This window comes from Spirulina sp. 06S082, from assembly GCF_034932145.1.
GTDB lineage: Bacteria > Cyanobacteriota > Cyanobacteriia > Cyanobacteriales > Spirulinaceae > CCY15215.
Genome location: NZ_JAYGHV010000137.1, coordinates 1 through 25,071 on the forward strand (window position 1 = coordinate 1; position 25,071 = coordinate 25,071).

The following is a 25,071-nucleotide window of genomic DNA, read 5'->3' on the forward strand; positions in this document are numbered from 1 at the left end:
ACTCAACTTGTTTGAGAATACCTCGAACTTCTTCACTGTCTTCAGGTTTACTAAAAAAGTTAGCAACCGTTAAAGCAAAATGCGATTTTCCCTTACCATAATCTTGAACCAAAAGGTGGATATTGGGTTCATTGGGACTATGAAAACTGCGCCGTAAGGCATCCAAAATTCCCACGGTACTTTTAGGGAGTCGCTCTGAACTTGTGTCATGATTAAAAATAAATCCTTCACACAAACGCAAATTCTTATCCGAGTCTTCCATCAAACTAAAATTAACGGCATTGGCAACCAATCCAGTTTCATTAATTTCAACGAGTTGACGTAATAACATAAGAAAAACGCAAATAAATTAAATCTTTTGAGTGCGACTTTCTGGCCAGTCTGGAGGTAAAAGAGAAGCAGGGAGAATAATCCAGAGACAAGATTCAAGTTGACGTAGGTTTAATAATTGTTGCCAAAAGAGAGAGATTGGACTGTTGGAAATTGTATTGAGGAAAGTCACTAAACAGTCAAAATCCTCAAGCAAAACTACGATTTTATCGGTGTCGTAACATATATGCCGGAGTGAGTCGATCTCCTTTTCCAAATGGCGATGTAGCCCTAAAAAACGACCTTGACTCGGGACGCGATCGAGCAAATTTTGTCGATAGCTGACCCGTTGGGCATTCTCTCGACAAGCTAACTCGTTTAAATCTAACTCTGTGGGATTATTCCAAAGGAGGATATGGGGGCGATCGCCGGGGAATACGTCTCGCAAGGAAATCTGATTCAATTGAGGCATCAGACAATTTGCCTAATAAAGAGAGTGCCATTTATTAGCCTATCATAGACTTAATTCTTTTAATCTCTAGCAACAAAACTTTATGTTACTCAGAATACAATATTATGTTTGGTAGGCTTTCTTCAATAACTTGAGAGGGTCATCCCAACGGCAAACGATTTGTGCGGGGGGAACTGTGCGTCTTTGTTCCACGATCGCTTTTGTTTCCAGTTGAGTCAAACATCCTTGTAAAATATCTGGTTCGATGTTGAGAATAGGGCCAAGTCCGTAAGGCTGTAAAAGAACTTTTTCTGTGAGAATAGAAGTCGTTTCTGGGAAATCTCGTTCCCACAGTTTGGCGAGAAAGTAACCAATCAGATAAATATTAGGGGGGGGAATACGATTGATTTTATATCGGTTGTTTGATTCAAGAGAGAACAATTGACATCGAGAAAGTATGGAAGCAGGATCTGTATAAGTTCTCATCAGAGTGCGAAGTAGAGTTTTAACTGTTTTGCTATTCGTTAACTCAAAATTTGCCTCACAGCCCCGGAAGAAATCATCAAGGCTAAAAGTGGTGCGATCGCCTAAAAACTCAAAGATAAAATATGTCCATCCTCCCCATTCTGTCGCACTTTGAGGAGGTGCTTGCAAGCCATTTCCCCCAAAACAGAGATAAAAGTGCATCAACCAAGCCGTAATAGGAGATTCTAAATAGCGATCGCACTCCATGACAATTTTACCCTCCGAACTGAGATAATGATTGTGTACCAATCCCGAACGAATTGCCCAACTTTTCAGCCGCGATACTTTTGGACCCCCAAGATTTGTTCGTTGGTATAGTTGTTCATTTGACCCTTGTAAACCTTGTTCTTCTCCTGCTGCATTGAGAATTTTGCTTAAATCTTCTCCTTTGGGGAGAAAATGGCCGTAAAAACCGAGTTGTAATTTAGGCATCTATTCTTTTTGTCCTCTAATTTGAAAATACCGAGGCAATATTACCAGAATTTTTCTTAACATCGCGATCGCTTTTCTCCAGGACGGGAATTATATGAGTTGGCGGATTTGAGCTACGGTATCGGCTAAAATGTCCGCAGCTTGTTTGATTTTAACGGCTTTTTCTGCGGCATCTCCATAGATATGATCGATGCTGTTAGCGTTGCCAAATTCTGCGGTTAGGGTGTGGAGAATGCAATCGGTGACTCTGCTCGCATGGAGTGGTAGAGTGGTAGTCAAGGTAAATTGAGGTCATGGAAGAGGTGATTTTGCAGTGCGATCGCGAGATTTAAGAATGCTGCCTTGTTGCATTACCAGATTGTGCTAATACTTGAAAGTAAAATTTGGCGATCGCGACTAATGAGAGGGACATCGTGATATAAAGCAGTTGCAGCAATAATGCGATCGGGAAGATCGGGTATTTGCATTCTTTCGACGTTTTTCATTGCTCGAGCAATATGGCGATCGAAGGGAATTTCAGTCAAGACACTATCTTTTTTACCTACTTCTCCAAGGAGGCGATCGAGGGTAGTTGATGCAATTCGTCCTTTTTCGCTAAGATAGACAATTTCAGCTAGAGTTATGGCAGAAAATCCCACTAAATTTCCTTCATTGGCAATTGTTTCTATTGTATTGCGAGCGGTATCTGAAAGACGCGAATCGTTAAAAATGTACCAGATTATGGCGTGAGTATCCGCAACAGCACGTAGCATTAGATATCCTCCCGTGGAAAATTACTCCACATTTCTTGGCGAATTTCTGCAATATCCTCAGAAGAAGATGCTGTTCCCAAATCGGCGCAAATTCCCAGCAATGAACGACGTTTTGAGGGATTTTTTTGCAAGATTTCTTTTTCAATTTCTGGCAACACCTGTTGAATTAATTGAACTTTCTCAACTAGAGAAAGTTGATGGATTTGTTTAACAATTTGTTCTAATGGCATTTTCTTATCGAGGTGTTTTGACTATTATACAAGTTTTGAGACATGAGGCGATCGCATGGAGTGGTAGAGTGGTAGTCGAGGTAAATTGGGGTCATGGGAGGGATGCGATCGCTTAGAACCGATTATAATATTTTTGTAAAGCAACTTCTGCTAAATTTTGTAATTCAGATTTATCAGTATCGGTAAGACTACGCCACAAAGGTTCAGAAAATTTTAGAATTGTTATCTCTTTTAGTCGGCGTAAAAATTTACGTTTCTCAAATTTTTCAAACGGTTTAGATAGTATAATTGCTTCTATTTCACTACAAGACAATTCAGCAATACGAGACATTTTTGCATTATTTCTTTCAACAATCAAATTTTGATTTAATCTTTGCAAGTAATAATCCTGGAAAAATTGTGTAAGTTCTTGAGTTTTTATACGACCCTGAGCGTCAGCTAGTTTAAGTAAGCCAAGTAATAAAACAGGTTTATAAGATGTATTCATACTCATCTTACGGACAAATTCAAAAAATCTTTTTTTAATATCTTCATCAGTCAGACGAGGAATATTAAAATCTTTCCGTATTTGCTCTAATCTATCTTTTTTAAAGTAATGATAAACTCGATTTCCTAATTCAATGGTATGATCTGGAATGAGCTTTCCAGATTCTACCCATCGTCTAACAACACTTTCTCCAATTCCCAATCTTGTTTCTATTTCACTTGTTTGATACATTTCTTTTGCTTCATCTTGCCAGCGAAAAATATCAATAGGTTCATAACGATCTGCCCAAAGATTAAGAGTTAACATAACTGAAGGTTTTTCTCCTCGATTGAGTTGTTTTTCTTCCTCTTTCATCATTTCTTGAGGTGCTGCAACGAATGCACCGGGACGGTAAGATGTTTTATTAAATAAATAATGCGTATTTATTGATCGCGCATAGCGAGTTGTATTATCAATAAAATCAAAAACCAAAAGGTATTCTTTCCCAGAAGCACAGCGAGTTCCTCTTCCAAGTTGCTGAAGATATATAACTTTACTTAATGTTGGACGCGCCATTAATAAAACTTCTGTTTCTGGTGAATCCCAACCTTCATTTAAAATGTCACAAGCACAAAGAACCTTGATTTTTCCTGCATGATATGCTTGTAAAATTTCTTCTCGTTCTTGGTTTTTCATTCTGCCGGAAATATGTGATGCTGAAACTCCATTGCTTTTAAATTCTGCCGTTATATCTTCAGCGTGTTTAATATTGAGGCAAAAACAGACGGCTCTTTTATTCAGTGCATGATTGATATATGTTTCTACAATTAAGCGATCGCGACTGGGAACAAACAAATATTCACCTAAATCTTTACTGCGATAATCAACTCCATTAAAACGAATTTTAGTTAAATCGATATTAGTTTTAACTCTAACACAGCGAATTGGAACGAGAAGTTCACGTGCGATCGCTTCTTCTAATTCTAAACGGTGAGCAGAATTCTGAAATATTTCAATTAAAGATTGTCCATCGTGTCTTTCTGGTGTAGCAGTCAAGCCTAAAATAAATTTTGGTTTAAAATAATTCAGAATTTTACGATAGGTTTCAGCCGTAGCATGATGAGCTTCATCAATAATAATATAACCAAATTCTCTCTCGTCAAATTCATTTAATGAGGATGATATTGCTTGAATTGTAGATAAAACGATCTGTGTATTAGGTTTTCCTTGTTTCTTTCTATAAATTTCAGAACTGGCATTTGCCCAAATTTCAGCGAAGCGTTCTAAAGTTTGTGAAACAACTTTTTTCCTGTGAACTAAATATAATGTTCTAAACCCTAAATTTTTAGCATCAGATAAAGCAATATGCGTTTTTCCCGTTCCTGTTGCATGAGTAATCAATGCAATGGTTTTTCCTTCATTCCTCAACGTTTGTAATTCTTGTAAAGCATTACTTTGATGGTTAAGTAATGAAATTTCTCCTCCTTCTTGAAGCGGTAAAAATCCATCTAACGTGCCTTCTATAATTTCGCGTTCTAAAAATAGGAAAAGTTGTTCTTTTATTTTTTCTCTTTCAGTTGCTAATTGAACATCAGTCCAGCGATACACTTTCCATCCTTGATAAATCAAACTATTTTGGCGCAAAAGTTCATCTCGATAATCTCGATTGCTGACCATTGAACTATCAGGAGAATGCCAAATTTCTCCATCGATTTCAAAAGCATATTTAGCAAATTGTGAAATAAGAGCAAAATCAATAAATCGACCTGTATCATAAATATCTGATACAGAGAATTGAGGAACAAGCAATTGAGTTTTTTCAAATCCCAATGCTTCTTGAAAAATTTCAACAAATAAATCTTCACTAGAACTACTTTCAGACGCTCTATTTGGATCGATTAGAATAGACATAAGCAGAGAAATTGTTTAATTTAATTAATTATCGCAAACATTTACCAAACTTGTCACCAATCCTTTTAAGATACGCAATACCTCATAAAGCTCATTGTATGACGGAAAAAGAGAAAAAGTTCGAGAAATATCATATTGAGGTGTTCCTTGACAGTTGAGTTTGAGGAAAAAGAAATTTCCTCCATTTGTTGCCATTCCAAATACGGGATTTTCAGGATGAGGATTAGCCATCATATATGCTAATGTTTGGGGAATTGCCATATCGAGATTAATATCTGTTCCCTTCGATTCCAATACAGCTATCCATAATCCCTTTGATACAACTAAAAAATCAATTCTTCCTCGCAGAATTTCCTCTGAGGTCTCACCCGTTGCGACTGATGTACTGACTTCAATTGCGACTTCCCCTTGCATCTGAAAAGGAGGATCGTAAAAACCAACCAATTCTAATAACGGGGACAAAACCAACAAATTCACCAATCCTTCAGCAAGATTTCCACTAGCGCGATGATAGCGATATCTCCCCTTAATTCGACCCAATACTGCTTTTTCTGTTTCTGTTAAATCGGGTAAATTTTCCTGCCATTCCCTGAAGAAATCAGGATCGGCAGCTTGCACCAAATTGAATTGCTGTTCTACCTCATTAATTGTTGTAATTCGTTTTGTAATTGCGGTTATCATGAGCCTTTCAATAGTTAAACTTGACTTGTTGTACCCATCGCAATACGTCCCGGTAGATCGGGAGAATAAGCAGAATAATTTCCTTTTGCTTGTTCGATCGCGCCAGTTCCCGATCGCCCTCCCACAAATAGTTCAAATTTAGGGATACAAAAGGTATTCTGCACGTCGATCGCCATCAAACAAATTCGGGTTTTATCTTTGGCTGCGGGTTGAATATGCCACCGTTTTGCCCAATCTTTGGCTTGCATCGCGCGATCTTGGTAGGGGACTCGCCACACTTCGCCGATAATGCTGGAGTCGAAGAAGGAGGGAAGGGGAAGCTGAGTAGTAGTTTGCATCATGGGTTCGTTGCCGTTTCGTGTAACTTCTACACCAAGAATAGTGTTTATTTTACACAATGTCAAGAGACAAGGAAAATCTTTTGTTTTGTGGAGTCTATCTGTGTTGGTTGGATGCTCGAACATCCTCATTGAGGATTGTTTGTGGCTTCTGCGATCGCGCTTCTTTCAAGGTCGAGGAGGGCGATCGCTAAGGGTTTCGGCTGGTTTCAAGATTGAGAGAGGGGAATGTTAGTCAATAAAAAGGGAGACTTCCGGATTCTTCCCCCGGCTAAAAAAGGGGACTTCCGGATTCTCCCCCCTTATTAAGGGGGGCTGGGGGGGATCAAATTGATAACTAGCAAGTTGAGTTATTTTAGGATTTTTTGTGGCTTGTGCGATCGCTTTTATAATCTTGGGCTTGATTGGATACCTGTATCGTTATTTTAATTCTTAACCGATGCAAAGGCGATCGCTTTATCAGTGAGACGTTTTCTCGTTGCCAAGAATTTTAATTCTTGGCTCAAAGCTAAAGCCAGCTAAAGCAGGCTATAATTCTCACATTTTTTTAACCTATTTGAACGAGTTTTCGCTTTTAGCCTGGTGTTCTGTCAAGGTAATTTTGCAGTATCGAGTCCGACAGGGAATCAAATTCCCTGTCTCATACAAAAAGTCCTCTGAAGAGGACTGAATCAACAAGGTTAGATAAAATCGCAATATCCCTAATCCATTTCAATGGATTTCTTGTATGAGACAGGGATTTCAATCCCTGGCGGATCCGGCTATACTCGTTATTTTAAGTATGACAGACCACTAGGGAGAGGAGAAAACATCCTCAGCAATACTGAAACAAAGGCAGGAAAAGGCAGGAAAAGGCAGGGAATTTCCCTCTCGCTAACTTAATATGAGGGTTTTAACCGTGGGAGTGGGGATGGAATGCTGCAAGAGTCTTGCGTGAGAGGTAAACTAGAGAAATTATTGTGTTGTGGGCTTGAGGCAAGAGAGGAAAATGAAGTTTTGGCAAAAATGGCTGCAACAATTAGCAGAATATCTCCAGAATAGCACCCAAACCGATGCGACAAGGGAAGACTATTTCCGCTTTTTAAGGGAAGTATTGCGGGCAGTAGATGAAAGTAACAGCGATCCTCAAGTTGTTTATCCGCTATTGGCACAACATCAAGAGAAACTCGATCCAATCTTTGCAGAGATTATCAAACAATGGTTTGAGTCTGAACTTGACCCCAATAATTCTGAGAACAATCAATTTCTAGCAAGAACTCTTTTAAACTTTGCTGTTGATATTAGTGAATTTCCGTTAGGTAGTCGTGCCAATAACATTGAAATTGCGATCGCCTGCTACCAAGCCGCTTTACAAATCCTTACCCGCGATGCCTTTCCCCAAGATTGGGCAATGACGCAAAATAATCTGGGTGCTGCCTACTCTGACCGCATCAGAGGAGAGCGATGGGAGAATCTCGAAAAGGCGATCGCTTGCTACCAAGCCGCTTTACAAGAATATACCCCCGAAGCCTTTCCCGAAAAATGGGCAGGGACGCAAAATAATCTGGGGGAAGCCTACCGTAACCGCATCAGAGGAGAGCGGGGGGAGAATCTCGAACTGGCGATCGCCTGCTACCAAGCCGCTTTACAAGTCCGTACCCGCGATGCCTTTCCCGAAAAATGGGCAATGACGCAAAATAATCTGGGTGCTGCCTACTCTGACCGCATCAGAGGAGAGCGGGGGGAGAATCTCGAACAGGCGATCGCCTGCTACCAAGCCGCTTTACAAGAATATACCCGCGAAGCCTTTCCCCAAGAATGGGCAGCGACGCAAAATAATCTGTGTGCTGCCTACTCTGACCGCATCAGGGGAGAGCGGGGGGAGAATCTCGAACAGGCGATCTCCTGCTACCAAGCCGCTTTACAAATCTGTACCCGCGAAGCCTTTCCCGAAAAATGGGCAATGACGCAAAATAATCTGGGTATTGCCTACTCATACCGCATCAGGGGAGAGCGGGGGGAGAATCTCGAACTGGCGATCGCCTGCTACCAAGCTGCTTTACAAGAATATACCCACGAAGCCTTTCCCGAAGATTGGGCAATGACGCAAAATAATCTGGGTATTGCCTACTCTGACCGCATCAGGGGAGAGCGGGGGGAGAATCTCGAACTGGCGATCGCCTGCTACCAAGCCGCTTTACAAGAATATACCCCCGAAGCCTTGCCCCTAGACTGCCTCCGAACCGGACGCAACCTCGGTAACTTAGGATTTGAGCAAGAAGACTGGGAAAACGCCATCTTCGGCTACGATCGCGCCATCCGTGCCGTAGAACAAAGCCGCAACTGGGCAACCTCCCCCCAAACCAAACGCCAACTCCTCGAAGATGCCCTGCCCATCTACGGTAAAATGGTGCAAGCCTGTGTCACCTTAGAACGCTACGAACAGGCACTTCTCACCGTCGAGCGCAGTAAATCCCGTACCCTGAGCGAAATCCTCAGCCAAGCCGACCTCATCCCCAAAAACGCCACTCCCGCGCAACAACAACGCTACCGTCAACTGAACCGAGAAATTGCCGCTCTGCAACAGTCCTTCCAAGGAGACACAGCCCTCGGGGACAGTCCCAGCAACGGAGAAGGACGACAGGGACAGACCCCCACCACCGCACCCCCCCAACAAACCCCACTACAAAGCCTCCTGCAACAACGGGAGACACTCCTCGCAGAAATCGACGACCCCGAGTTTAAGGCGATCGCGATTACCTCGCCCCAACTCCCCGACTTCAGCCAACTTCTCACCCCTACAACCGCCGCGATCGAGTGGTATCTCCCCCAAGACACCAACTTAGGGGCTTATGCCTTCATCATCACCCTCCGCGACAACCGCCCTCACATCCAACTGCACCGCTACACCCCCCAACAACGCCAAAACCTCGACAATTTCAACGAAACCTACTTCTCCGACTACCGCCAACCCAGTTGGTACGATCGCCTCTCCTCCCGCCTCGACGACCTCGCCCAATGCCTCAACCTCACCCAACTCCTAACCCTAATTCCCTCAACCTGTAACGCCCTCATCCTCATCCCCCACCTATACCTGCACCTGTTCCCCTTACAAGCCTTATCAGTCACCAGTGAAGAGGAAATAAAGATATTACAGAAATGCTTTGCGGAGGGAGTGCGCTATGCTCCCAGTTGCCAAATCCTCGCACATTTGCAAAACCGCCGTCAACGCGCCACCGCTTCCCAATTCTTCGCGATCCAAAACCCCACCCAAGACCTCCCTTACACAGAAGTCGAAGTGGAAACCATCCGCCAACCTTTTGACCCCAACAGCTACATCCTCAAAAACAAAGCCGCCAATAAAGCCGCCTTAAACAGTCCAGAAACCCTCGCACAACTGAGTCAGAGTCGTTTCATTCATTTTTCCTGTCACGGTGGCTTTGACAGCGAAAATCCCTTGAATTCTGCCCTCGTTTTAGCTGGGGATGCACCTCCCACAAAAGGCGATCGATCAACTCTAACACTGCGGGACGGTCGCCGCTTCGACACGGAACACCAAGGACTCACCCTGCGGGAAATCTACGCTAATCTAGAACTTCCTGCTTGTTTCCTGGTCATGCTTTCTGCTTGCGAAACCGGACTTCTCAGCAGTAAACTCACCGATGAGTATGTGGGGTTAGCCAGTGGCTTTTTTTACGCTGGGAGTGCTTCTGTGGTGAGTAGTTTCTGGTGCGTAGATGATTTTGCTACAGCATTTTTAGCCATTCGCTTCTATCGACAATTAGGAGAGAGTCCCTCTCCCTCCATTGTTGTTGCCCTCCAAACTGCCCAAAATTGGCTCGAAACCGTCTCAAAATCCGACTTTTTCCAATGGTTAAGTAATGATTTAAAACTCCCCCAAAACCAAATTGAAGAATACGAAGTTCGTTTTCATCGCCGCTATAAAACCGATCCTCCCTTTGCCCATCCAAAATATTGGGCAGGGTTTGGCGCAATAGGATTATAATTATCGTGTCGTCTTTCATGTCATTATGGAGATAAAGTAAAACAATGTTTAGTGAATCTCAACAAGTTATTCAAGACTTTTGGACTCTTCTCGAACGCGAGAAAGGCGATCTCAGTTCTTCCTTATTCGGCGAAGAGGAATGGCAATCTTTACTAGAATTAGAACAAGAATTAGCAGAACTTGGCGATGCTTCTGATGCGAAAATCGCCAAAAAAATAATCGATTGGTGTGAAAAATATCCCGCCATTGAAACCAGTTTTAATAATGAAAATTGGTCAGAAGTTCGCATTAATATTGGAGTTCGCATTAATATTGGGAAAAAAGATAAAGTTATTCCTAAAAAACCTGAAGGCGAAAGACCCATAATAACTGATAACCAAGCCCTCATCATGGCAAAGTTGCAAAAGAAACTGGAAGAACGAACAAAATGAAGGAAATAGTTACTCAAATTTATGCACCCAGTCTCTATTGGTTTAAGTATCAATATCATACAGGTTTAGTAGTTTCTGGAGACTCAAAACAATCCCCAGAATTATCATCAATCAACCCGCAATGGATCGAAAAGCAATATCAAGCAATATTTGCCGCTTTTGCGATCGAACAAGAGTTTTCTATTCGGGAAGATAGACCCTCACGCTGTTTCGATTTACTCCAAGGTAACAACCAAGAAAATACGAAAAACTACGAATATTTTACCACAAAAAATGGAGAATTAGATGGATTCATTTATCCCCAATCAATCCATGATAGTTATGCTCTCAATCTTAATATTCGCTGTCCTGAAAATCCCGGTAATGACCAATATTCAATTACCGATTTAGCTAATTTTAACCCCGAAAACTGCTTTAAAACTCCCTCAGAAACTCCCGACGGTTATCTAGGCCAAACTTTACTCCTAAGCGCCTATTTAGACCAACCTCGTCCCAAGAATAGCCGCGATTTAGACTATTTAGCAAAACAATGCTGGTGCAACTTTTTTGCCCTCGAAAATCCCGAAAAACTTCCGCCTTTATATCGCACTTATAATCTTTTTGGCGGTTATATCTACGAATATGGCAACCCTAAAATTAATTCCAGTGAAAATCCTTACGGACATCTATTAATTTGGTTCTTTTTTGATGACAATCCCACCTTTATCCTTGAAAAGTGTTATTGGGAATTACCAGAACTATTCCTCTACTATCACAAAATTAGTAATACTTTTCAAGAGAGCCGTTTTTTTTACGATCGCGCCAATAAAATTGTTATCGAGAATGAAAGCCAATTAAATCATTTTCAGCAAAACTATCTCGATCAAGAAGCCCTCATTTCTCTCTCAAATAACGATTTACAAACCCTCAAAAATACCTTAAAAACCCTCTTAAAAAACTCCCTCAACTATTCCCAACAACTGCGAAATCTCGAATATGCTCGCAATACGATCGCCATTAACACCAAAAACTATCAAGCAACCCTCGTAGAACTAGAACAACTCTCCCAAAATTCCCTCGAGTTTTTTCAATTTTTTGCCGACAAAGAAGCGATCGCCTTTCAAGAACAAATTGCCGCCGATTTGAACTACTTTAAACAAGGTTCGAGTTTACTGGATAAAGCGATCGCCACCATTCGCGGATTAGTAGAAATTGACCAAGCAGAACGCGATCGCATTCTCCAAAAACAAAACCAAGACCTACAGGATAACGTCCAAGCGATCGGGGTAGGAATCGCAGTAGGCGCAATTATTGCCTCGAGTTCCGGTTTAATGACTCAACCCATTACTTGGCCGTCGAACAAAGAACGCGGACAATATATTCATCCTTTTTTCGTCGCTGTTTTGGGAAGTTTGGTAGTTGCCGCTTTCGCCTGGAAATGTACAAAATGGATATTGCAGAAATGGCGAGAAGGGGAGAACTGAGATGCACCCAGTTTGACCTAAAAAGAAAAGGTAAAGCGAATGGTGCCAATCACATCATCGTGATCGCTAAAATTCTGATTAGGATTAAACACCACCACGGCACCGGGAGTAATAGAAATATTATCAGTGATGGGAAAGCGATAGAATCCTTCTAAATGCCAGATCGGATCTGTGCGACCAATACCACGATCTAAACCGCTTCCTCGAATGCCCTTCATGGTCGGCTGCATTCCCGCATATAATGCCCATACGTCCCCCTCTTTGAAGAAATCCGGTAAAGCAATGCCCAAGGAATAAGACCAGATATCTGCATTACCGCGCTCTAATAAAATAGCATTGGTATAGGTCATCGCCCCATTGACAATTAAACCATCAGTGAGACGCAGAGATACTTCCCCTCCGTAGGAATTCGTCACCATGGGAATTCCCCCATCGCTATTATCCAAAAATACCCAAGGATTATTAGCGGGGTAACTTCCTACTAACCCACTTAGTCCGTTAGTGCGCGATCGCCCTTCTGCATAGATGGGGCTACCACTGGCATGATAGCCGTGAACATAAGTGACACCCAGGGCAAGGCGATCGCCGAGATTGGCGTTCAAATGTCCCATTGCAGCATAGTCGCCATTAAATAACCCGGAACCTGCCCCTGGTGTTGCGGCGTTACTTCCGGCAAAATAACCTAAAGTGATGGTACTCGGTCCGAGTAGGTTTTCCGTGGGGGTAAAGCCTAAACTAATTGCGGCACCAGACCCCCCGCCAATGCGGAAAATCGGGTTGCGCTGGCCGAATGTGGAGAGGGAACCGTTTCCCCCGTCAAAGTCCTCAAAATAGGGATTTAAGGTGGGGGCGATATCGCTCCATTTTCCCCCAGTTGCAGCTACATAAGCCTGAGAATTGCCCGAGGGGAAATAGTATCCCAGCCAATCGACAATAACATCATTACTCGATTCGCTGTCGGGAACGTTAAAGGTTTGAGTGGCAGCAAAAGAACTGGTATTATTGAGGAAACTTAAGGCACCACTTCGATAAGCCTGCATATTTCCCGCCCGCAAGCGAGTGACAAGGCGATCGCGCCCAGTAAAACTGGTATTTAATTCCAAACGGGCAAGGTTGCCAAATGCTGCCTCGCTGACTACTGTTAAAACATTATTGGTGACAGAACTGCCGCCGTCAAAGTTATCGGTTAAGCCAAAAATAACTTCTCCTGATAGTTTCGTGGTGGTGGAAAATTGCTGGTTTTCGAGGAAAGATACCCGACTTTCTAAATTATCTACCTGGGTGCCGAGAGTTGCCAATTCTGTTTCAAATTCTTGCACGAGACGCTGTATTGCTTCTAAGTCTTGGCGACTGACGAAATCCGCCGTAGACGCGGCGATCAGGCGTTCCACTTGTTGGATGCAGGCGTTTAAACCCGCCGCAAATTCGTAACGGGTTAAGGCGCGATCGCCTCTATAGGTGCCGTTAGGATAACCTTTAAGACAATCATAACGCCGTACCAAGTCATCTAAGGCTTGAAATGCCCAGTCTCCAGGGAAAACATCGCGAAATTGGGAGGCTCCAATATTCTCTTGTCCTATCGCTTCGCTGCTATATTGGTTGATGCGATCGAGAAGGCTGGCTTTATTTTCAATAACTTCATTGCTCATGTTTGCAATGCGGCGATCGCGTTTTAAATCTGCTTCTGTCAAAAACTCCGGCCAGGTTTCCCCCAATTCATCCCTAGTCTTTTCTTGAGATGACAATAAATCTGCTTCTGTCAAGAATTCTGGCCAAGTTTCTCCGGTTTCAATACTCTCTATCTCTGCAACTTCTTCTGAGATTTGTCTCTCGCTTTTAATGGGGCGATCGTCTTCATCGTTAACGCTGAGTTCATCTAAATTATCAATATTTTGCTGGGGGATAAACTCATCTATTTCTGATCGAGTTATCTCTATTTCTTCTTCGCGATCGCTTTCAGAAAAAAGCTCATTTGTCAAGACTTCTGACTGAATTGATTTGGGAGGTTTGGCGATCGCGGAATATTCCTGCGCGAGAATTGTTTTTTCGTTATTTTTTAAGGTTTCATCGTACAATTCAACACTGAATTTGTCCGCATCCTGAGTAATTTCCGGTTCGATCGCGATCGCGGCTGACGTTGATGCGAGAGTCAAAACTATGCTCAAAACCGCCGGATTCTTTAGTAATAGGAGTTTCCACAATTGCCGATCCATTCCTCGTCACGCCTCGATAAACCACTTCTCGGCTATTGTACGCCCTCTCGACAATTTGCGATCGCTGGTCTGGGGACTGTTCTAAACTGCGTCGATCGTACTATCTTCTGGTCGAGAGAAAATTTTACCGAAGTTCTTCAACAGCTAGATTGTAGCGATCTGAATAATACGGTAGACTATTTTAAAACTGTCATCTTGGCACGGGAAAGTGCTATTAAATCTGGCGCGATCGCCTCCATTCCGAGAGGAGTAGAAAATTCAATTAAAGCAATAACGGCAAGGAATGACCAAAATAAAGATGTGATATACTTCATGAGTTAACCCTCCAAGGCAAATGAGCTTGCGTTCTCTATTTAAGACTCCAATCTCATCCCAACGGATTCCTACATTTTGCTGAATTTTGGCCGAGGTTTAATGTACAAGTTTAATTCACAAGATACGATCGCCGGAGCGTGAATTTTTTATTTCTTAGGTAAAGTTAATTTTGCGCTATTTTTCTCTCAGCTAAGATATATTCGATAGTATTTTAGCAAATCTTTTTGAGAACCATGAAACTTGAAGATATTCTGCATCACAAAGTTACAATTCGACTCGATACCCTGAAAAGCGATCGCGAATTAGTCCAACAGATACAAACCCAAATCAGTTATATAGACTTATATCCAGGGGAAAATTGGCTGGATGGAGATTACGGACATCGTACAGAAGATGCGATCGCGAAGTTTTGTCATATTTATTCCCTCAATAGTTTGGAAACGGGGTCATTTGACCAAGATTTTGCTCAGAATCTCTTAAGTCTAAACTCTTCTTCAGAAAGCATCTCGATCCAAGAGAAATCCCCAACTGATGAAACTAAATCGGATGACGATCTCTCCCTCGAAAAAGGGCGATCGATTTATCAAGAATTCTTAAAGATTTCCGAGAAGGGAGATGCCGACTATCCCGCACTTTTTTATAAGGGGATCAAAACATCTCCTTATCAAGAAGAAATCCAAGAATATCCTCGCCGTTTATTACAAAAGCCTGACGGTAAAAATGTTGTTTCTGTTAATCGCGATACAAGTTCATTTAAACCTTATCCTAAACGAGGAGAATTGCCAGAAATTGACGAAAATAGCTTAGATTTTCTCCATGAAGAGATTACCGAGGCTTGTATTTGTGTTGGCAGTTTGGTTGGTGGAAAATTACAAACAAAATGGTTGGGAAGGAACGCACTGAGTAATGATGAATTTTGGAGCAGTACGAAGATTATTCCCGCACTTTATTTGATTTCTCAATGCAATAGCAAATATCCTAAATTAGATATTGATTATTGTAGCATTCGAGGTGTTGATTCCCAAAAGCGATCGCAGAATATTCCTGTTTCTCAACTACTGCAAGATTTAATCAGTTACGATGAAAAATTCACCACTTCTAATTCTTTAGGGGCGATGTTTAAGCGTTTTCTGCCTCAACCCGAACTCGAAAAATGGTTGCAGAATTTAACAGGGAATAAGTCAGCTATTTTTCAGGGCAGATATGGAGAAGAACCTTTTATTAATCGCCCAGAAATCTACGATCGCATTAGCAAACAAGTCTTGTTAACCTGCGATAAAGATGAGCCAGAATGGAAGAGTAATACGCTTTCTGCTTACGATTTAGTGCGAGTTATCTCTAACATTGGCTGGCATTATTATTTATCTCCAGCTTCGCGAGTTCCTGGCGCACAATGGCATAGTTTAGAGTCTCTCGTGCGTGCATTAGGAAACGATCCAGCGCGTTTAACTGATTTAGCAATAGAAAAACTGGGATTGCAGGATAAGATTGAATCTGTGGTAATTTTATCTAAATTAGGTAATGGTATAACCGGCATTCGCAAGCGTGCAGAAGCCGTTTATGTGGCTTTAGTTCAGTTTGTTCTTTTGGAGGATAAAGCCCCTGCAAAAGCTGTTTCTCTGGCGATCGCTATGCGAGGAGCAAAATGCTTAGAACCGAGAGATTACAATCAGGAAGCACGAGAATTAGACGCGCGAATGGCGACAGAAGTGACGGAAATTATTCGTCATGCTGTGACGGGAGGGGTTTGGAGACCAAACGATGTCGAGGAATCTCATAACTGAAAAAATCCTTCGCCAAACAAGTATTCGGAAAAATTGCTTTCGCTTCCTCTAATAAATGTTCCACTTGCAGGGAATTTCCGGGGGCATAACGAGGACTGAAATGGGTCATAATTAACTGTTTCACTCCCGCCAATAAAGCCACCTGTGCCGCCATTGTTGAAGTAGAATGCAGGCGATCGAACGCCATTTCCGCATCCTGATGGGCAAAAGTCGCCTCGTGAATCAAAACATCCGCATCTTGTGCTAAATCTACCGCCGCATCACAAAACACTGTATCCGTACAATAAACCGCTTTGCGCCCCGTTTCTGGAGGTTCGCACAGATCGATCCCGCGAATTTTACGACCATCGGGAAGGGCGATCGTTTTTCCGCGTTTGAGTTCCCCATAAACCGGACCAAAGGGAATACCCAAGGCTTTTGCTTCTTCCACCTTAAAACGTCCAGGGCGATCCTTTTCGACAACGCGATAGCCGTAAGCAGGAACGCGATGTTTTAATAAAATGCAACTCACGCTAAACTCATTATCCTCGTAGACCAAACCCGGTTGGACGCGATGAATTCTCAAGCGTCGGGATAAGTCCATATAAGAATATTTACAACAAGCGCGAATATATTCTTCCAACCCACCCGGACCATAAATATCGATCGCGTGTCCGGTGCCCGCTAAACCAATGGTCGCCAATAATCCCATTAAGCCAAAAGTATGATCGCCGTGCATATGGGTGACAAAAATACGTCGAATTTGCGAGCTTTTTAAGGCACTGCGAAGGAATTGATGTTGCGTGCCTTCGCCGCAGTCAAATAGCCAAATTTCCGCACGTTGGGGGAGACGCAGGGCAACACTGGAGACATTGCGCGATCGCGTCGGAACTCCCGAACTGGTTCCTAAAAAGGTGATTTCCACAAGTAGGGATTCTGCAATAAAGATAGATCTCTCAAACTAGCCTAACGCACAACAATGGGGAAAACCCCTCTATCGGAATTCGTATTTTCATCTGTTTCTCATCCCCGTGGGAGGATAATATGGGTATTGGTTGAACTATAAGAGACAAAATTCTCGTGCTATCCACTCTTATCGCTGATTTTAAGATTATCTTTGAGCGCGACCCTGCCGCACGCAATTGGTTAGAAGTTCTCTTTTGCTATCCGGGGTTGCAAGTTCTATTATTCCATCGCCTGGCGCACTGGCTGCACCATTTGGGATTACCTTTTCTACCGCGTTTTCTCTCCCATATCGCCCGCTTCCTCACTGGAATTGAAATTCATCCAGGGGCAATAATTGGTAAGGGGGTTTGTATCGATCACGGTATGGGTATCGTTATTGGCGAGACAGCCATTATCGGCGATTACTGTTTGATTTATCAAGGTGTCACTTTGGGAGGGACAGGAAAAGAAAGCGGAAAACGCCATCCTACTTTAGGGGAAAATGTTGTTGTGGGTGCCGGTGCTAAAGTTTTAGGCAATCTACAAATTGGCAATAATGTTCGCATTGGTGCCGGGTCTGTGGTGTTACGAGATGTCCCTTCTGATTGTACTGTGGTGGGCATTCCGGGGCGCATCATCTATCAATCTGGGGTGCGGGTTAGTCCTTTGGAACATGGAAAATTACCGGACTCGGAAGCGGTGGTTATTCGGGCTTTGGTCGATCGCATTGAAGCCCTAGAAGAATCCCTAGAAACCTTGAAAAAACAGCAGCAGGGGACTCATTCTTTGGTTAAAGCGGTGATTCCGACTGATTGCAAGAAGGAATTGGTAGAAGCGGGAAAAAGCTGTCAGTTACGCGATCGCGACATTCGCGAATTTTTGGATAGTTCGGGAATGTGAAGGGAATTGTTAAGAGAATTGTTAAGAGAATTGTTAAGAGCGCATCACCCGCGCTCTTATCTCCCACAATTTTATCACTAATTCCTGTCTGAAGACTGTAAATAGTTGTCAATATGACCCTTTGTTCTCTTGGCATTAAAAATACAGTCAGATACAAACAAGTTAAAATTCTCTCGAGTTGCTAAAATACCTCTGTTCACTGAGTTGGGGTAGGCTAAATCGTAATTGTGGGCAAGCAACCAAGGGGCTGTTTTTTGTTCGATATAAGCAATTTCAGAGGCAGAAAGTTCCTGAAGCCATCTTTGGGATTTACCAGAACTAATATGATTTTGATGGAGGATGTTTTGACTGTCTATTTTTTGTTGTTTGCTTTGCATTAATTCGGTTTTTTTCTTCTGGCGATCGATGGAACATTGCTCTGCCACTTCTTTTGCTAAATCATTACTGATACTGATACCGAGATGCTCTGCAATTCCCAAAACTTCCTTTTCTAGATTCTGCATTAAAACTTCATACTTGGAAATATAGATCGTTTCAAGAGACTCCCATTTTTTGCTATCTCTCATCACTTTCTCTAGCCATTGTTCGCGGATGACTGCATCGAAAGAGCATTTACGCCAAGACATAAAGGAAGTCACAACATCTCGAAGATCTCGATAAACATAAATTGCTTTACCTTTATTTTGCCTAATTAAATCTCCAAAATCAGGGCTGTACCCGTGGATTTTAACAATGTAATAATTGTCTCGATCGCTTTCCGTCGCACGATGAAATAAGTCTTCTTTATTTGGCACTGAAGGCAGCCAACCCAATCCCGATCCTTTTCCTACTTTTTCGACTAAAGTTTGGGTCAGTTTATATTGAAGCGTAGAGCCAGAGCGCATTAAGCCGCAACAAAATACTATCATAGTTTAATTGGCATAAAGAAGAACAAATTACTAGCAAATTATAACTGACAAATTTATAGTTAGGCATAAAGATAGCACCAAACCCATTAGAGACACAGCGCGGGTTATGGTAGAAAAAGAACTTTGCGCTTTTATCCTGTTCATGCTTTCCCTCTCTAACGAACTCAAAACCAAACTGGCGACACCTCTGAAAATCGGTTCAGTCACGGTAAAAAGCCGCGTTTTGCAATCTCCTCTCTCGGGGGTGACGGATATGGTGTTTCGGCGTTTGGTGCGGCGCTACGCCCCCGATTCGATGATGTACACTGAAATGGTCAGCGCCAGTGAGTTGAACCACCTGCGCCAGTTACCGAAGGTGATGGAGGTGGATCCTGACGAACATCCGATCGGTATTCAATTGTTTGATTGTCGCCCAGATTTTATGGGAGAGGCGGCGCAAAAAGCGGTTGCGGAAGGGGCGGATACGATTGATATTAATATGGGCTGTCCTGTTAATAAAATTACCAAGAAGGGGGGCGGATCTTCTTTATTACGTCAACCGGATGTTGCGGTGGAAATTGTGAGGGCGGTGGTGGCGGCGGTTGAGGTTCCGGTAACGGTGAAAACCCGCATCGGTTGGAATGATGAGGAAATTAATATTCTCGATTTTGCTCAACGCATGGAGGATGCGGGGGCGCAAATGCTCACTCTTCACGGTCGCACTCGCGCCCAAGGTTACAAAGGTAAGGCACGCTGGGAGTGGATTCGCCGGGTTAAGGAAGTTCTTTCGATTCCTATTATTGCTAATGGCGATATTTTCTCGGTGGAAGCGGCGATACGGTGCTTACAGGAAACGGAAGCAGATGGGGTAATGTGTTCTCGAGGTACTTTGGGTTATCCATTTTTGGCGGGAGAAATCGATTATTTTTTAAAAACGGGATATCTTTTAGATTCTCCGGCGATCGCGGAACGATTACAATGTGCGAAGGAACATTTAGTGGGATTATGGGAGTACAAAGGCCAGCGCGGCATTTATCAGTCTCGCAAGCATCTTGCTTGGTATGCTAAGGGGTTTGTTGGGGCGGGAGAATTGCGCGATCGCCTCTCTCGTATTGAAAGCGTCGAGGCGGGTTTACTGTTATTAAATGAGGCGATCGCTATGGTTTCCCTTGCAGAAGTTGAGATTTAAAGTTGAGATTTAACGATCTTTGAGTCCCATTTTTAACAACATGGTGGCACGACTCACGCCCTCTTGATTGCCAATACTGGTTAAAGTTAGAGAATGCAAGCGATCGAATAAAGGTTGTCCGGCAAGTTCTAACAAGCGCAACCCCGGAAATTTTTCCTCGAAAATGGGGCGAACTTTGCGCCAATTGATGTATAAATAGCCATTATTTTCCGAGGGTAAAGGCGCGATCGCCTCTTGAAAAGTTGCGCTTTCAGCCAAAGATTGAAAATTAGGATTAGTGGCTTTGGCGATCGCATCTAAGGAATTGGAGATGAGTTGGTAATCATCCAACATCGTATAAACCCCGCGTACATCAGCGTCAATTTTACCGCCACTGGCTATAAATTCCGCCCAGATTTTAACCGGTTGTTCCCCTAATGTTACATTGCCGATATTCAATCCTTGCTCTTTGGCCAAATCGTCTAAATGCGCCAAATTAGCCTCGATCTTGTCCCGATCTTCCTCATCACGCTGGCTGACAAATAACCATTGAGTTTCCCCTGGGGAGTCATTCGGTAACAGAGAAAGGGCATATTCTCCTCGGACCCAACTGAAAATATCTTCAGGTAAATTTAACCCCCAGGGGTCTTGCCATTGATTTAATGCTCCCACGAAGAGATCGGAAATGGGGCTATTTTCCCCAAAACCCGTTAAGATTTGTTGCCAAAATCCCTGTAAATCTACCCCTGCCGCCGTTAAAATCGTTTGCGAGGGAAGATAGCTTAATGCGGCGATCGGTTCGGAAAGGAGAGGTTGAGGTGTTTCCGATTTTACCACCCCGGAAAGAGCGCTTTGAGCCAGCAATCCCTGGCGATCGAGGCCAAAGGCTAGGGTTAAAGTAGGAGTGGGTTCCGTGGGTTTCCCTTCCAAGTCTTTAGTTAACGCGAGGAGATTCGCATAAGCAACGCTAATACGAGGCATTTTTATGGTTGCCAGTGCTGCTTTATAGTTCTCTGAATGAGCCAGATTGATGCTGGTAGCCTGTACATTATTAATGGCATCCCGCAACACTTTCGGATGATTGGCAAAAAGGACATAGCGATCGCCCACCACTGCACTCGCGAGGGAAGTCTCTTCGGTTTGACGCGATCGCGTGTAAATTAAATTCACCCCCTGATAAGGTTCAAAAACCAGATCCGCATCTCCCGCGATCGCGCTGCGGGAGAAAAACAATTGTAAAAATTCCTTGGCAGATTCCCCATCTTTCGCCGAAACCACCAATAAATAGCCCGCTTTGCGCCCATTTTCGGGATTGCGATCGTAGTCGAGGGAAGTCATCGCCACGGTTATTTCATCCCCCAACCAGCCTTTCACATCGGCGTAATAATTCAAATTCGTTTTTGCCAACAACCCCGCTTTAATTTCATCCAGTTCTTTGCGCGATCGCCGTCTCTGGGAAAGAGGGGTTTCCAGTTGTAATAATGCTTCCAGGCGATCGGGATTCACCAACAACGATACCATCGCCGGAGCCTGGGCAGGAACAAACATCGCCCCTTCCGGCATCAATTTCGTACCGCCATCCTTCAAACCGAGGGGACTTTGCGCCAATACCCAATAGATGCCACCTCCCGCCAAAGACAGGCAAACAACAGTAACAGCGATTAAAACAAGAAAGAGAGAACGCAGTCTCATTGGGAACTCCGATTGCAATGCAGCTTCATCATTATTGCATTATTAGGACTGACGCAGCTAGGGAGCGAGACGCTCCCACTACCGTATTCTCTTGTTATTGTAGTGCAGGCAAGATTGCCCATTCATGCGTAAGTCTTAAATTATTAGGTTTTTTGCAAAAATAGGTTATTATGATTAAAAATTCAACAAACCCAGCATCGGTAGAATATAACTGATGTACTAAACTGGATTTGTGTTTACAATGAACGCAATCCGATTTGCTAACCCCAAACGAAAGTTTTAGAAATTATAGCGTTGAGGCATTCTATGGAAACTCTCTCTCAAAATCCCGAAAAAGAAAAGGCACTTAAATTAGTTCTCAATCAAATCGAGCGCAATTTTGGTAAAGGCGCGATCGTGCGTTTGGGGGATGCGACCCGAATGCGGGTGGAAACCATCCCTACTGGGGCATTAACCTTAGATTTGGCCTTGGGGGGAGGACTGCCCAAAGGTCGAATTGTTGAGATTTATGGTCCAGAAAGTTCCGGTAAAACTACTTTAGCACTGCACGCGATCGCAGAGGTACAAAAATCAGGGGGTGTGGCGGCTTTCATAGATGCGGAACACGCCCTCGATCCCGCCTATTCTGCGGCTTTGGGAGTAGATATTGAGAACCTCCTCGTGGCGCAACCGGATACGGGGGAATCGGGCTTAGAAATCGTCGATCAGTTAGTGCGATCGGCTGCTGTTGATATCATCGTCATTGACTCCGTAGCCGCCCTAGTCCCTCGGGCGGAAATTGAGGGAGAAATGGGAGATGTGCAGGTGGGTTTACAAGCGCGGCTGATGAGTAAAGCACTGCGAAAAATTGCCGGGAATGTGGGCAAATCAGAAGCAACGATTATCTTTCTCAACCAGTTGCGACAAAAAATCGGGGTCACTTATGGTAGTCCGGAAGTCACAACGGGGGGAAATGCCCTTAAGTTTTATGCTTCAGTGCGTTTGGATATTCGCCGCATTCAAACCCTGAAACGAGGCAGTGAGGGAGAATATGGTATTCGCGCTAAAGTCAAGGTGGCTAAAAATAAAATTGCTCCTCCTTTCCGCATTGCTGAATTTGATATTATTTTTGGGAGTGGAATTTCTAGTTGGGGCTGTGTGTTGGATTTAGCGGAACAAACCGATGTGGTGGTACGCAAAGGCGCATGGTACAGCTACCAGGGGGATAATATTGCCCAAGGTCGCGATAATGCAGTCAAGTATCTGGAGGCTAATCTGGAGATGGCGAAGGAAGTCTCTCAACAGGTGCGGGAAAAACTGATGGCTGGGGCGACGGTTTCGGCGAATTCTGTGGCTGCTGCGGCTGCTGCTGAGGCGAAGAAAAAGGCGGAGGAAGAGAAGGAGAATGAAGATCGAGATAATAATAATTTGGATGCGATCGTGGTGGGAATGAGTAATTCTGGGACTTCTAAGCGAGGTCGCAAATCGAAGGCATCAGCGAAGAAGGAAGAGGAATAAAATAAAAAAGTAGAGGCGTTTACGTAAACGCCTCTATGTTGCTGATGATTAAGAAAAATTGCCTTTCCGATCTAATCTCTAAGGACAATCATCATTTCTTATTTCTCCATTAGGCATAGTAGTATTGCAGAGTATAGCAATACCTAAATTAGTGCCAGTTAAATTAGCATTCGTTAAATTAGCATTCGTTAAATTAGCCTCCGTTAAATTAGCATTTTTTAAGTTGGCATTGCTTAAATTAGCATCCATTAAAACGGCACGGCGTAAACTGGCCTCAATTAATCTAGCCCTTTCCAAGTTAGCACCTCTCAAGTTAGCCTTTATCAAGGTAGCACCTTTTAAGTTAGAACCGTCTAAGGTAGCATTCGACAACCTAGCATTAAATAAGTTAGCACCTGTTAAATTAGAACCGCCCAAGTTAGCATCTTTCAAGTTAGCATCTGTCAAGTTAGCATCTGTTAAATTGGATGCTCTTAATGCGGCATTAGGTGCGTATAATGTTGTTAGGTTGGCTCCAACCAACTTAGCCCCAATCGATCTTGTATTCTGTAATGAGGCTTCAACCAAACTAGCTCCATTCAGGTTAGCTAGAGTCAAATCAGCTCTGCTAAGGTTGGCAAGATTTAAAGTAGTATCTCTTAAATCAGCAAGAGTTAGATCAGCCTCTTTCAAATCAACGGAGTTTAGTTTAGAGCCTCTCAAGTTAGCTCGAATTAAGTTGGTGTTCTCTAAACTAGCATTTCTTAAATCCGTATTACTCAAATCAGCATTTTCTAAGTTAGCTCCATCCAAGTTAGTTCCGTTTAAATTCCCTCTACTTATATTAGCCCAGCTTAAATCACACTGTCTACATCTATTGGTAGATGCCAATTGAACATATAAGTCATCTAAATTAAAAGCAGATGCAGGAGGAACACACCACGCGATCGCTATAACAAGGATTACTGCGATCGCCAGAATTTTTTGTTTCATCTATTTTTTCCCTACTCTCAATAATTCATATTATCTTACCTTTAAGTATATCGTCAATAGTAGAAGAATTTAATTCACGTAAATAAAATTAATTTTATTTACGAACTTCTCGGAGAAAAATAATTTTGGCGTTTTATTAAGTTATTTTAATAAAGAGATTTTATGAAAGTTTGATGCGATCGTCTTCATTTCGATAGAGGTTGAATGAAATTTGCGAAGGGAGCGATCGCTACTCGCATTAGCGACTTACGCAGTATTGACATCTTCTTAAATGACCCATTAGTTCCCAGTTCCCCAAAAAAATGCTCTCTCCTTTTAGAAATTAGAGAGAGCCGAAATGTTGATGTTACTATTTTCGAGATGGGGCGCGATCGCGCCAGTGTAGCAAAGCTATACTATATCAAGATCAAACGCTATCTTTAACATCCGGAGAACCTAAATTAAAGAGAAAAGGAACGCTAGAAGTTGAATCGCCGAGAACGAGAACTTTAGGCATTTGTGCGCCACCTTGTCGCCAGGCTTCGATCGCTTCTTTTTGGAGAACGAGTCGTCCTCCTCGGGCTTTCAAAGTTTCAGCTAATAAGCGTTGAGCTTCGGCTTTACCTTGAGCGCGGTTAATGTCTGCTTGTGCTTCTTGTTCTGCTTCTTGTGCAACATAAATTGCTCGTTGTGCTTTCTGTTCGGCAATTTGCTTGTCTTCTACGGCTCGGGCAAATTCTTTGGAGAAATTCAGATCGATAACACT

24 protein-coding genes and 2 pseudogenes are annotated in these 25,071 nt (G+C 43.0%); 11 read left to right on the forward strand and 15 right to left on the reverse strand.

Going from position 1 to position 25,071, the window contains the following annotated elements; translation table 11 throughout:
* The 6 genes from VB714_RS09760 to VB714_RS09785 form a co-directional block, all read right to left on the reverse strand.
* Positions 1-331: hypothetical protein (locus tag VB714_RS09760; RefSeq protein WP_323223566.1), on the reverse strand; the 331-nt coding region annotated here is incomplete at its 3' end.
* Between the two features lie 18 nt (positions 332-349).
* Positions 350-781 (reverse strand): hypothetical protein, encoded by a 432-nt coding sequence (locus VB714_RS09765; RefSeq protein ID WP_323223568.1) that lies wholly within the window; start codon positions 779-781, stop codon positions 350-352.
* Between the two features lie 102 nt (positions 782-883).
* A complete protein-coding gene (locus tag VB714_RS09770; RefSeq protein ID WP_323223569.1) occupies positions 884-1,717 on the reverse strand; it encodes a DUF4007 family protein in 834 nt (277 codons plus the stop codon).
* Positions 1,718-1,807: 90 nt separating this feature from the next.
* Positions 1,808-1,996, reverse strand: a complete 189-nt coding sequence (locus tag VB714_RS09775; protein WP_323223570.1) for a hypothetical protein — start codon at positions 1,994-1,996, stop codon at positions 1,808-1,810.
* A 71-nt stretch (positions 1,997-2,067) separates the two neighbouring features.
* Positions 2,068-2,469 carry a type II toxin-antitoxin system VapC family toxin gene (locus VB714_RS09780; RefSeq protein WP_323223572.1) on the reverse strand — a complete coding sequence of 134 codons (402 nt, stop codon included), beginning with the start codon at positions 2,467-2,469 and terminating at the stop codon, positions 2,068-2,070.
* Positions 2,469-2,699, reverse strand: a complete 231-nt coding sequence (locus VB714_RS09785; protein WP_323223574.1) for a hypothetical protein — start codon at positions 2,697-2,699, stop codon at positions 2,469-2,471. The genes VB714_RS09780 and VB714_RS09785 overlap by 1 nt, the downstream gene beginning before the upstream one ends.
* On the opposite strand from VB714_RS09785, the gene VB714_RS09790 reads away from it, so the two are divergent.
* Positions 2,693-2,815, forward strand: coding sequence for a hypothetical protein (locus VB714_RS09790; protein WP_323223575.1), 123 nt, complete (start codon positions 2,693-2,695; stop codon positions 2,813-2,815). The genes VB714_RS09785 and VB714_RS09790 overlap by 7 nt on opposite strands.
* Here the strand turns inward: VB714_RS09790 and VB714_RS09795 are convergent.
* The 3 genes and pseudogenes from VB714_RS09795 to VB714_RS09805 all read right to left on the reverse strand — a co-directional run.
* On the reverse strand, positions 2,812-5,076 hold the full coding sequence (locus tag VB714_RS09795) for a DEAD/DEAH box helicase family protein (RefSeq protein WP_323223577.1): 2,265 nt from the start codon (positions 5,074-5,076) through the stop codon (positions 2,812-2,814). The two genes, VB714_RS09790 and VB714_RS09795, sit on opposite strands and share 4 nt — an antisense overlap.
* 24 nt (positions 5,077-5,100) lie before the next feature.
* Positions 5,101-5,757: a restriction endonuclease subunit R gene (locus tag VB714_RS09800; protein ID WP_323223579.1), complete on the reverse strand. Its 657-nt coding sequence runs from the start codon at positions 5,755-5,757 to the stop codon at positions 5,101-5,103.
* Between the two features lie 92 nt (positions 5,758-5,849).
* Positions 5,850-6,095: pseudogene (locus VB714_RS09805) on the reverse strand (isochorismatase); the annotation flags it as partial.
* Between the two features lie 59 nt (positions 6,096-6,154).
* On the opposite strand from VB714_RS09805, the gene VB714_RS09810 reads away from it, so the two are divergent.
* The 4 genes from VB714_RS09810 to VB714_RS09825 all read left to right on the forward strand — a co-directional run bounded on the left by VB714_RS09810 (position 6,155) and on the right by VB714_RS09825 (position 11,974).
* On the forward strand, positions 6,155-6,289 hold the full coding sequence (locus tag VB714_RS09810; RefSeq protein ID WP_323223582.1) for a hypothetical protein: 135 nt from the start codon (positions 6,155-6,157) through the stop codon (positions 6,287-6,289).
* Positions 6,290-7,083: 794 nt separating this feature from the next.
* On the forward strand, positions 7,084-10,080 hold the full coding sequence (locus VB714_RS09815; RefSeq protein WP_323223584.1) for a CHAT domain-containing tetratricopeptide repeat protein: 2,997 nt from the start codon (positions 7,084-7,086) through the stop codon (positions 10,078-10,080).
* Between the two features lie 44 nt (positions 10,081-10,124).
* Entirely contained in the window at positions 10,125-10,511 is a 387-nt protein-coding gene (locus VB714_RS09820; protein ID WP_323223586.1) for a hypothetical protein, read from the forward strand.
* Positions 10,508-11,974 carry a hypothetical protein gene (locus VB714_RS09825; protein WP_323223588.1) on the forward strand — a complete coding sequence of 489 codons (1,467 nt, stop codon included), beginning with the start codon at positions 10,508-10,510 and terminating at the stop codon, positions 11,972-11,974. The genes VB714_RS09820 and VB714_RS09825 overlap by 4 nt, the downstream gene beginning before the upstream one ends.
* A 17-nt stretch (positions 11,975-11,991) precedes the next feature.
* On the opposite strand, the gene VB714_RS09830 is transcribed toward VB714_RS09825, so the two are convergent.
* Positions 11,992-14,127 carry an iron uptake porin gene (locus VB714_RS09830; protein ID WP_323223591.1) on the reverse strand — a complete coding sequence of 712 codons (2,136 nt, stop codon included), beginning with the start codon at positions 14,125-14,127 and terminating at the stop codon, positions 11,992-11,994.
* A gap of 48 nt (positions 14,128-14,175) precedes the next feature.
* On the opposite strand from VB714_RS09830, the gene VB714_RS09835 reads away from it, so the two are divergent.
* Positions 14,176-14,508, forward strand: coding sequence for a hypothetical protein (locus VB714_RS09835; protein ID WP_323223593.1), 333 nt, complete (start codon positions 14,176-14,178; stop codon positions 14,506-14,508).
* A gap of 227 nt (positions 14,509-14,735) precedes the next feature.
* Entirely contained in the window at positions 14,736-16,286 is a 1,551-nt protein-coding gene (locus VB714_RS09840; RefSeq protein ID WP_323223595.1) for a peptidoglycan-binding protein, read from the forward strand.
* Here VB714_RS09840 and VB714_RS09845 read toward each other — a convergent pair.
* Entirely contained in the window at positions 16,222-17,190 is a 969-nt protein-coding gene (locus VB714_RS09845; RefSeq protein WP_323223597.1) for a ribonuclease Z, read from the reverse strand. The genes VB714_RS09840 and VB714_RS09845 overlap by 65 nt on opposite strands.
* A gap of 155 nt (positions 17,191-17,345) precedes the next feature.
* Between VB714_RS09845 and cysE the strand changes: the two genes are divergently transcribed.
* Entirely contained in the window at positions 17,346-18,110 is a 765-nt protein-coding gene (gene cysE / locus VB714_RS09850; RefSeq protein WP_323223598.1) for a serine O-acetyltransferase, read from the forward strand.
* A gap of 77 nt (positions 18,111-18,187) precedes the next feature.
* Here the strand turns inward: cysE and VB714_RS09855 are convergent, their stop codons facing one another.
* Positions 18,188-19,018, reverse strand: coding sequence for a sulfotransferase domain-containing protein (locus VB714_RS09855; RefSeq protein ID WP_323223600.1), 831 nt, complete (start codon positions 19,016-19,018; stop codon positions 18,188-18,190).
* Between the two features lie 142 nt (positions 19,019-19,160).
* On the opposite strand from VB714_RS09855, the gene dusB reads away from it, so the two are divergent.
* A complete protein-coding gene (dusB, locus tag VB714_RS09860; protein ID WP_416309645.1) occupies positions 19,161-20,186 on the forward strand; it encodes a tRNA dihydrouridine synthase DusB in 1,026 nt (341 codons plus the stop codon).
* 9 nt (positions 20,187-20,195) lie between these two features.
* Here the strand turns inward: dusB and VB714_RS09865 are convergent, their stop codons facing one another.
* Complete coding sequence (locus tag VB714_RS09865) at positions 20,196-21,857, reverse strand: DUF3352 domain-containing protein (protein ID WP_323223605.1); 1,662 nt, start codon at positions 21,855-21,857, stop codon at positions 20,196-20,198.
* Between the two features lie 306 nt (positions 21,858-22,163).
* Here VB714_RS09865 and recA point away from each other — a divergent pair, with 306 nt between their 5' ends.
* Positions 22,164-23,354 (forward strand): recombinase RecA, encoded by a 1,191-nt coding sequence (gene recA, locus VB714_RS09870; RefSeq protein ID WP_323223607.1) that lies wholly within the window; start codon positions 22,164-22,166, stop codon positions 23,352-23,354.
* A 78-nt stretch (positions 23,355-23,432) separates the two neighbouring features.
* Here the strand turns inward: recA and VB714_RS09875 are convergent, their stop codons facing one another.
* Positions 23,433-24,326 (reverse strand): pentapeptide repeat-containing protein, encoded by an 894-nt coding sequence (locus VB714_RS09875; RefSeq protein ID WP_323223608.1) that lies wholly within the window; start codon positions 24,324-24,326, stop codon positions 23,433-23,435.
* Between the two features lie 204 nt (positions 24,327-24,530).
* Here VB714_RS09875 and VB714_RS09880 point away from each other — a divergent pair, with 204 nt between their 5' ends.
* The gene (locus VB714_RS09880) at positions 24,531-24,749 is read left to right on the forward strand and encodes a hypothetical protein (protein ID WP_323223610.1); all 219 of its coding nucleotides are present in this window, start codon (positions 24,531-24,533) and stop codon (positions 24,747-24,749) included.
* Here VB714_RS09880 and VB714_RS09885 read toward each other — a convergent pair.
* Positions 24,733-25,071, reverse strand: a pseudogene (locus VB714_RS09885) (prohibitin family protein); the annotation flags it as partial. The gene VB714_RS09880 and the pseudogene VB714_RS09885 sit on opposite strands and share 17 nt — an antisense overlap.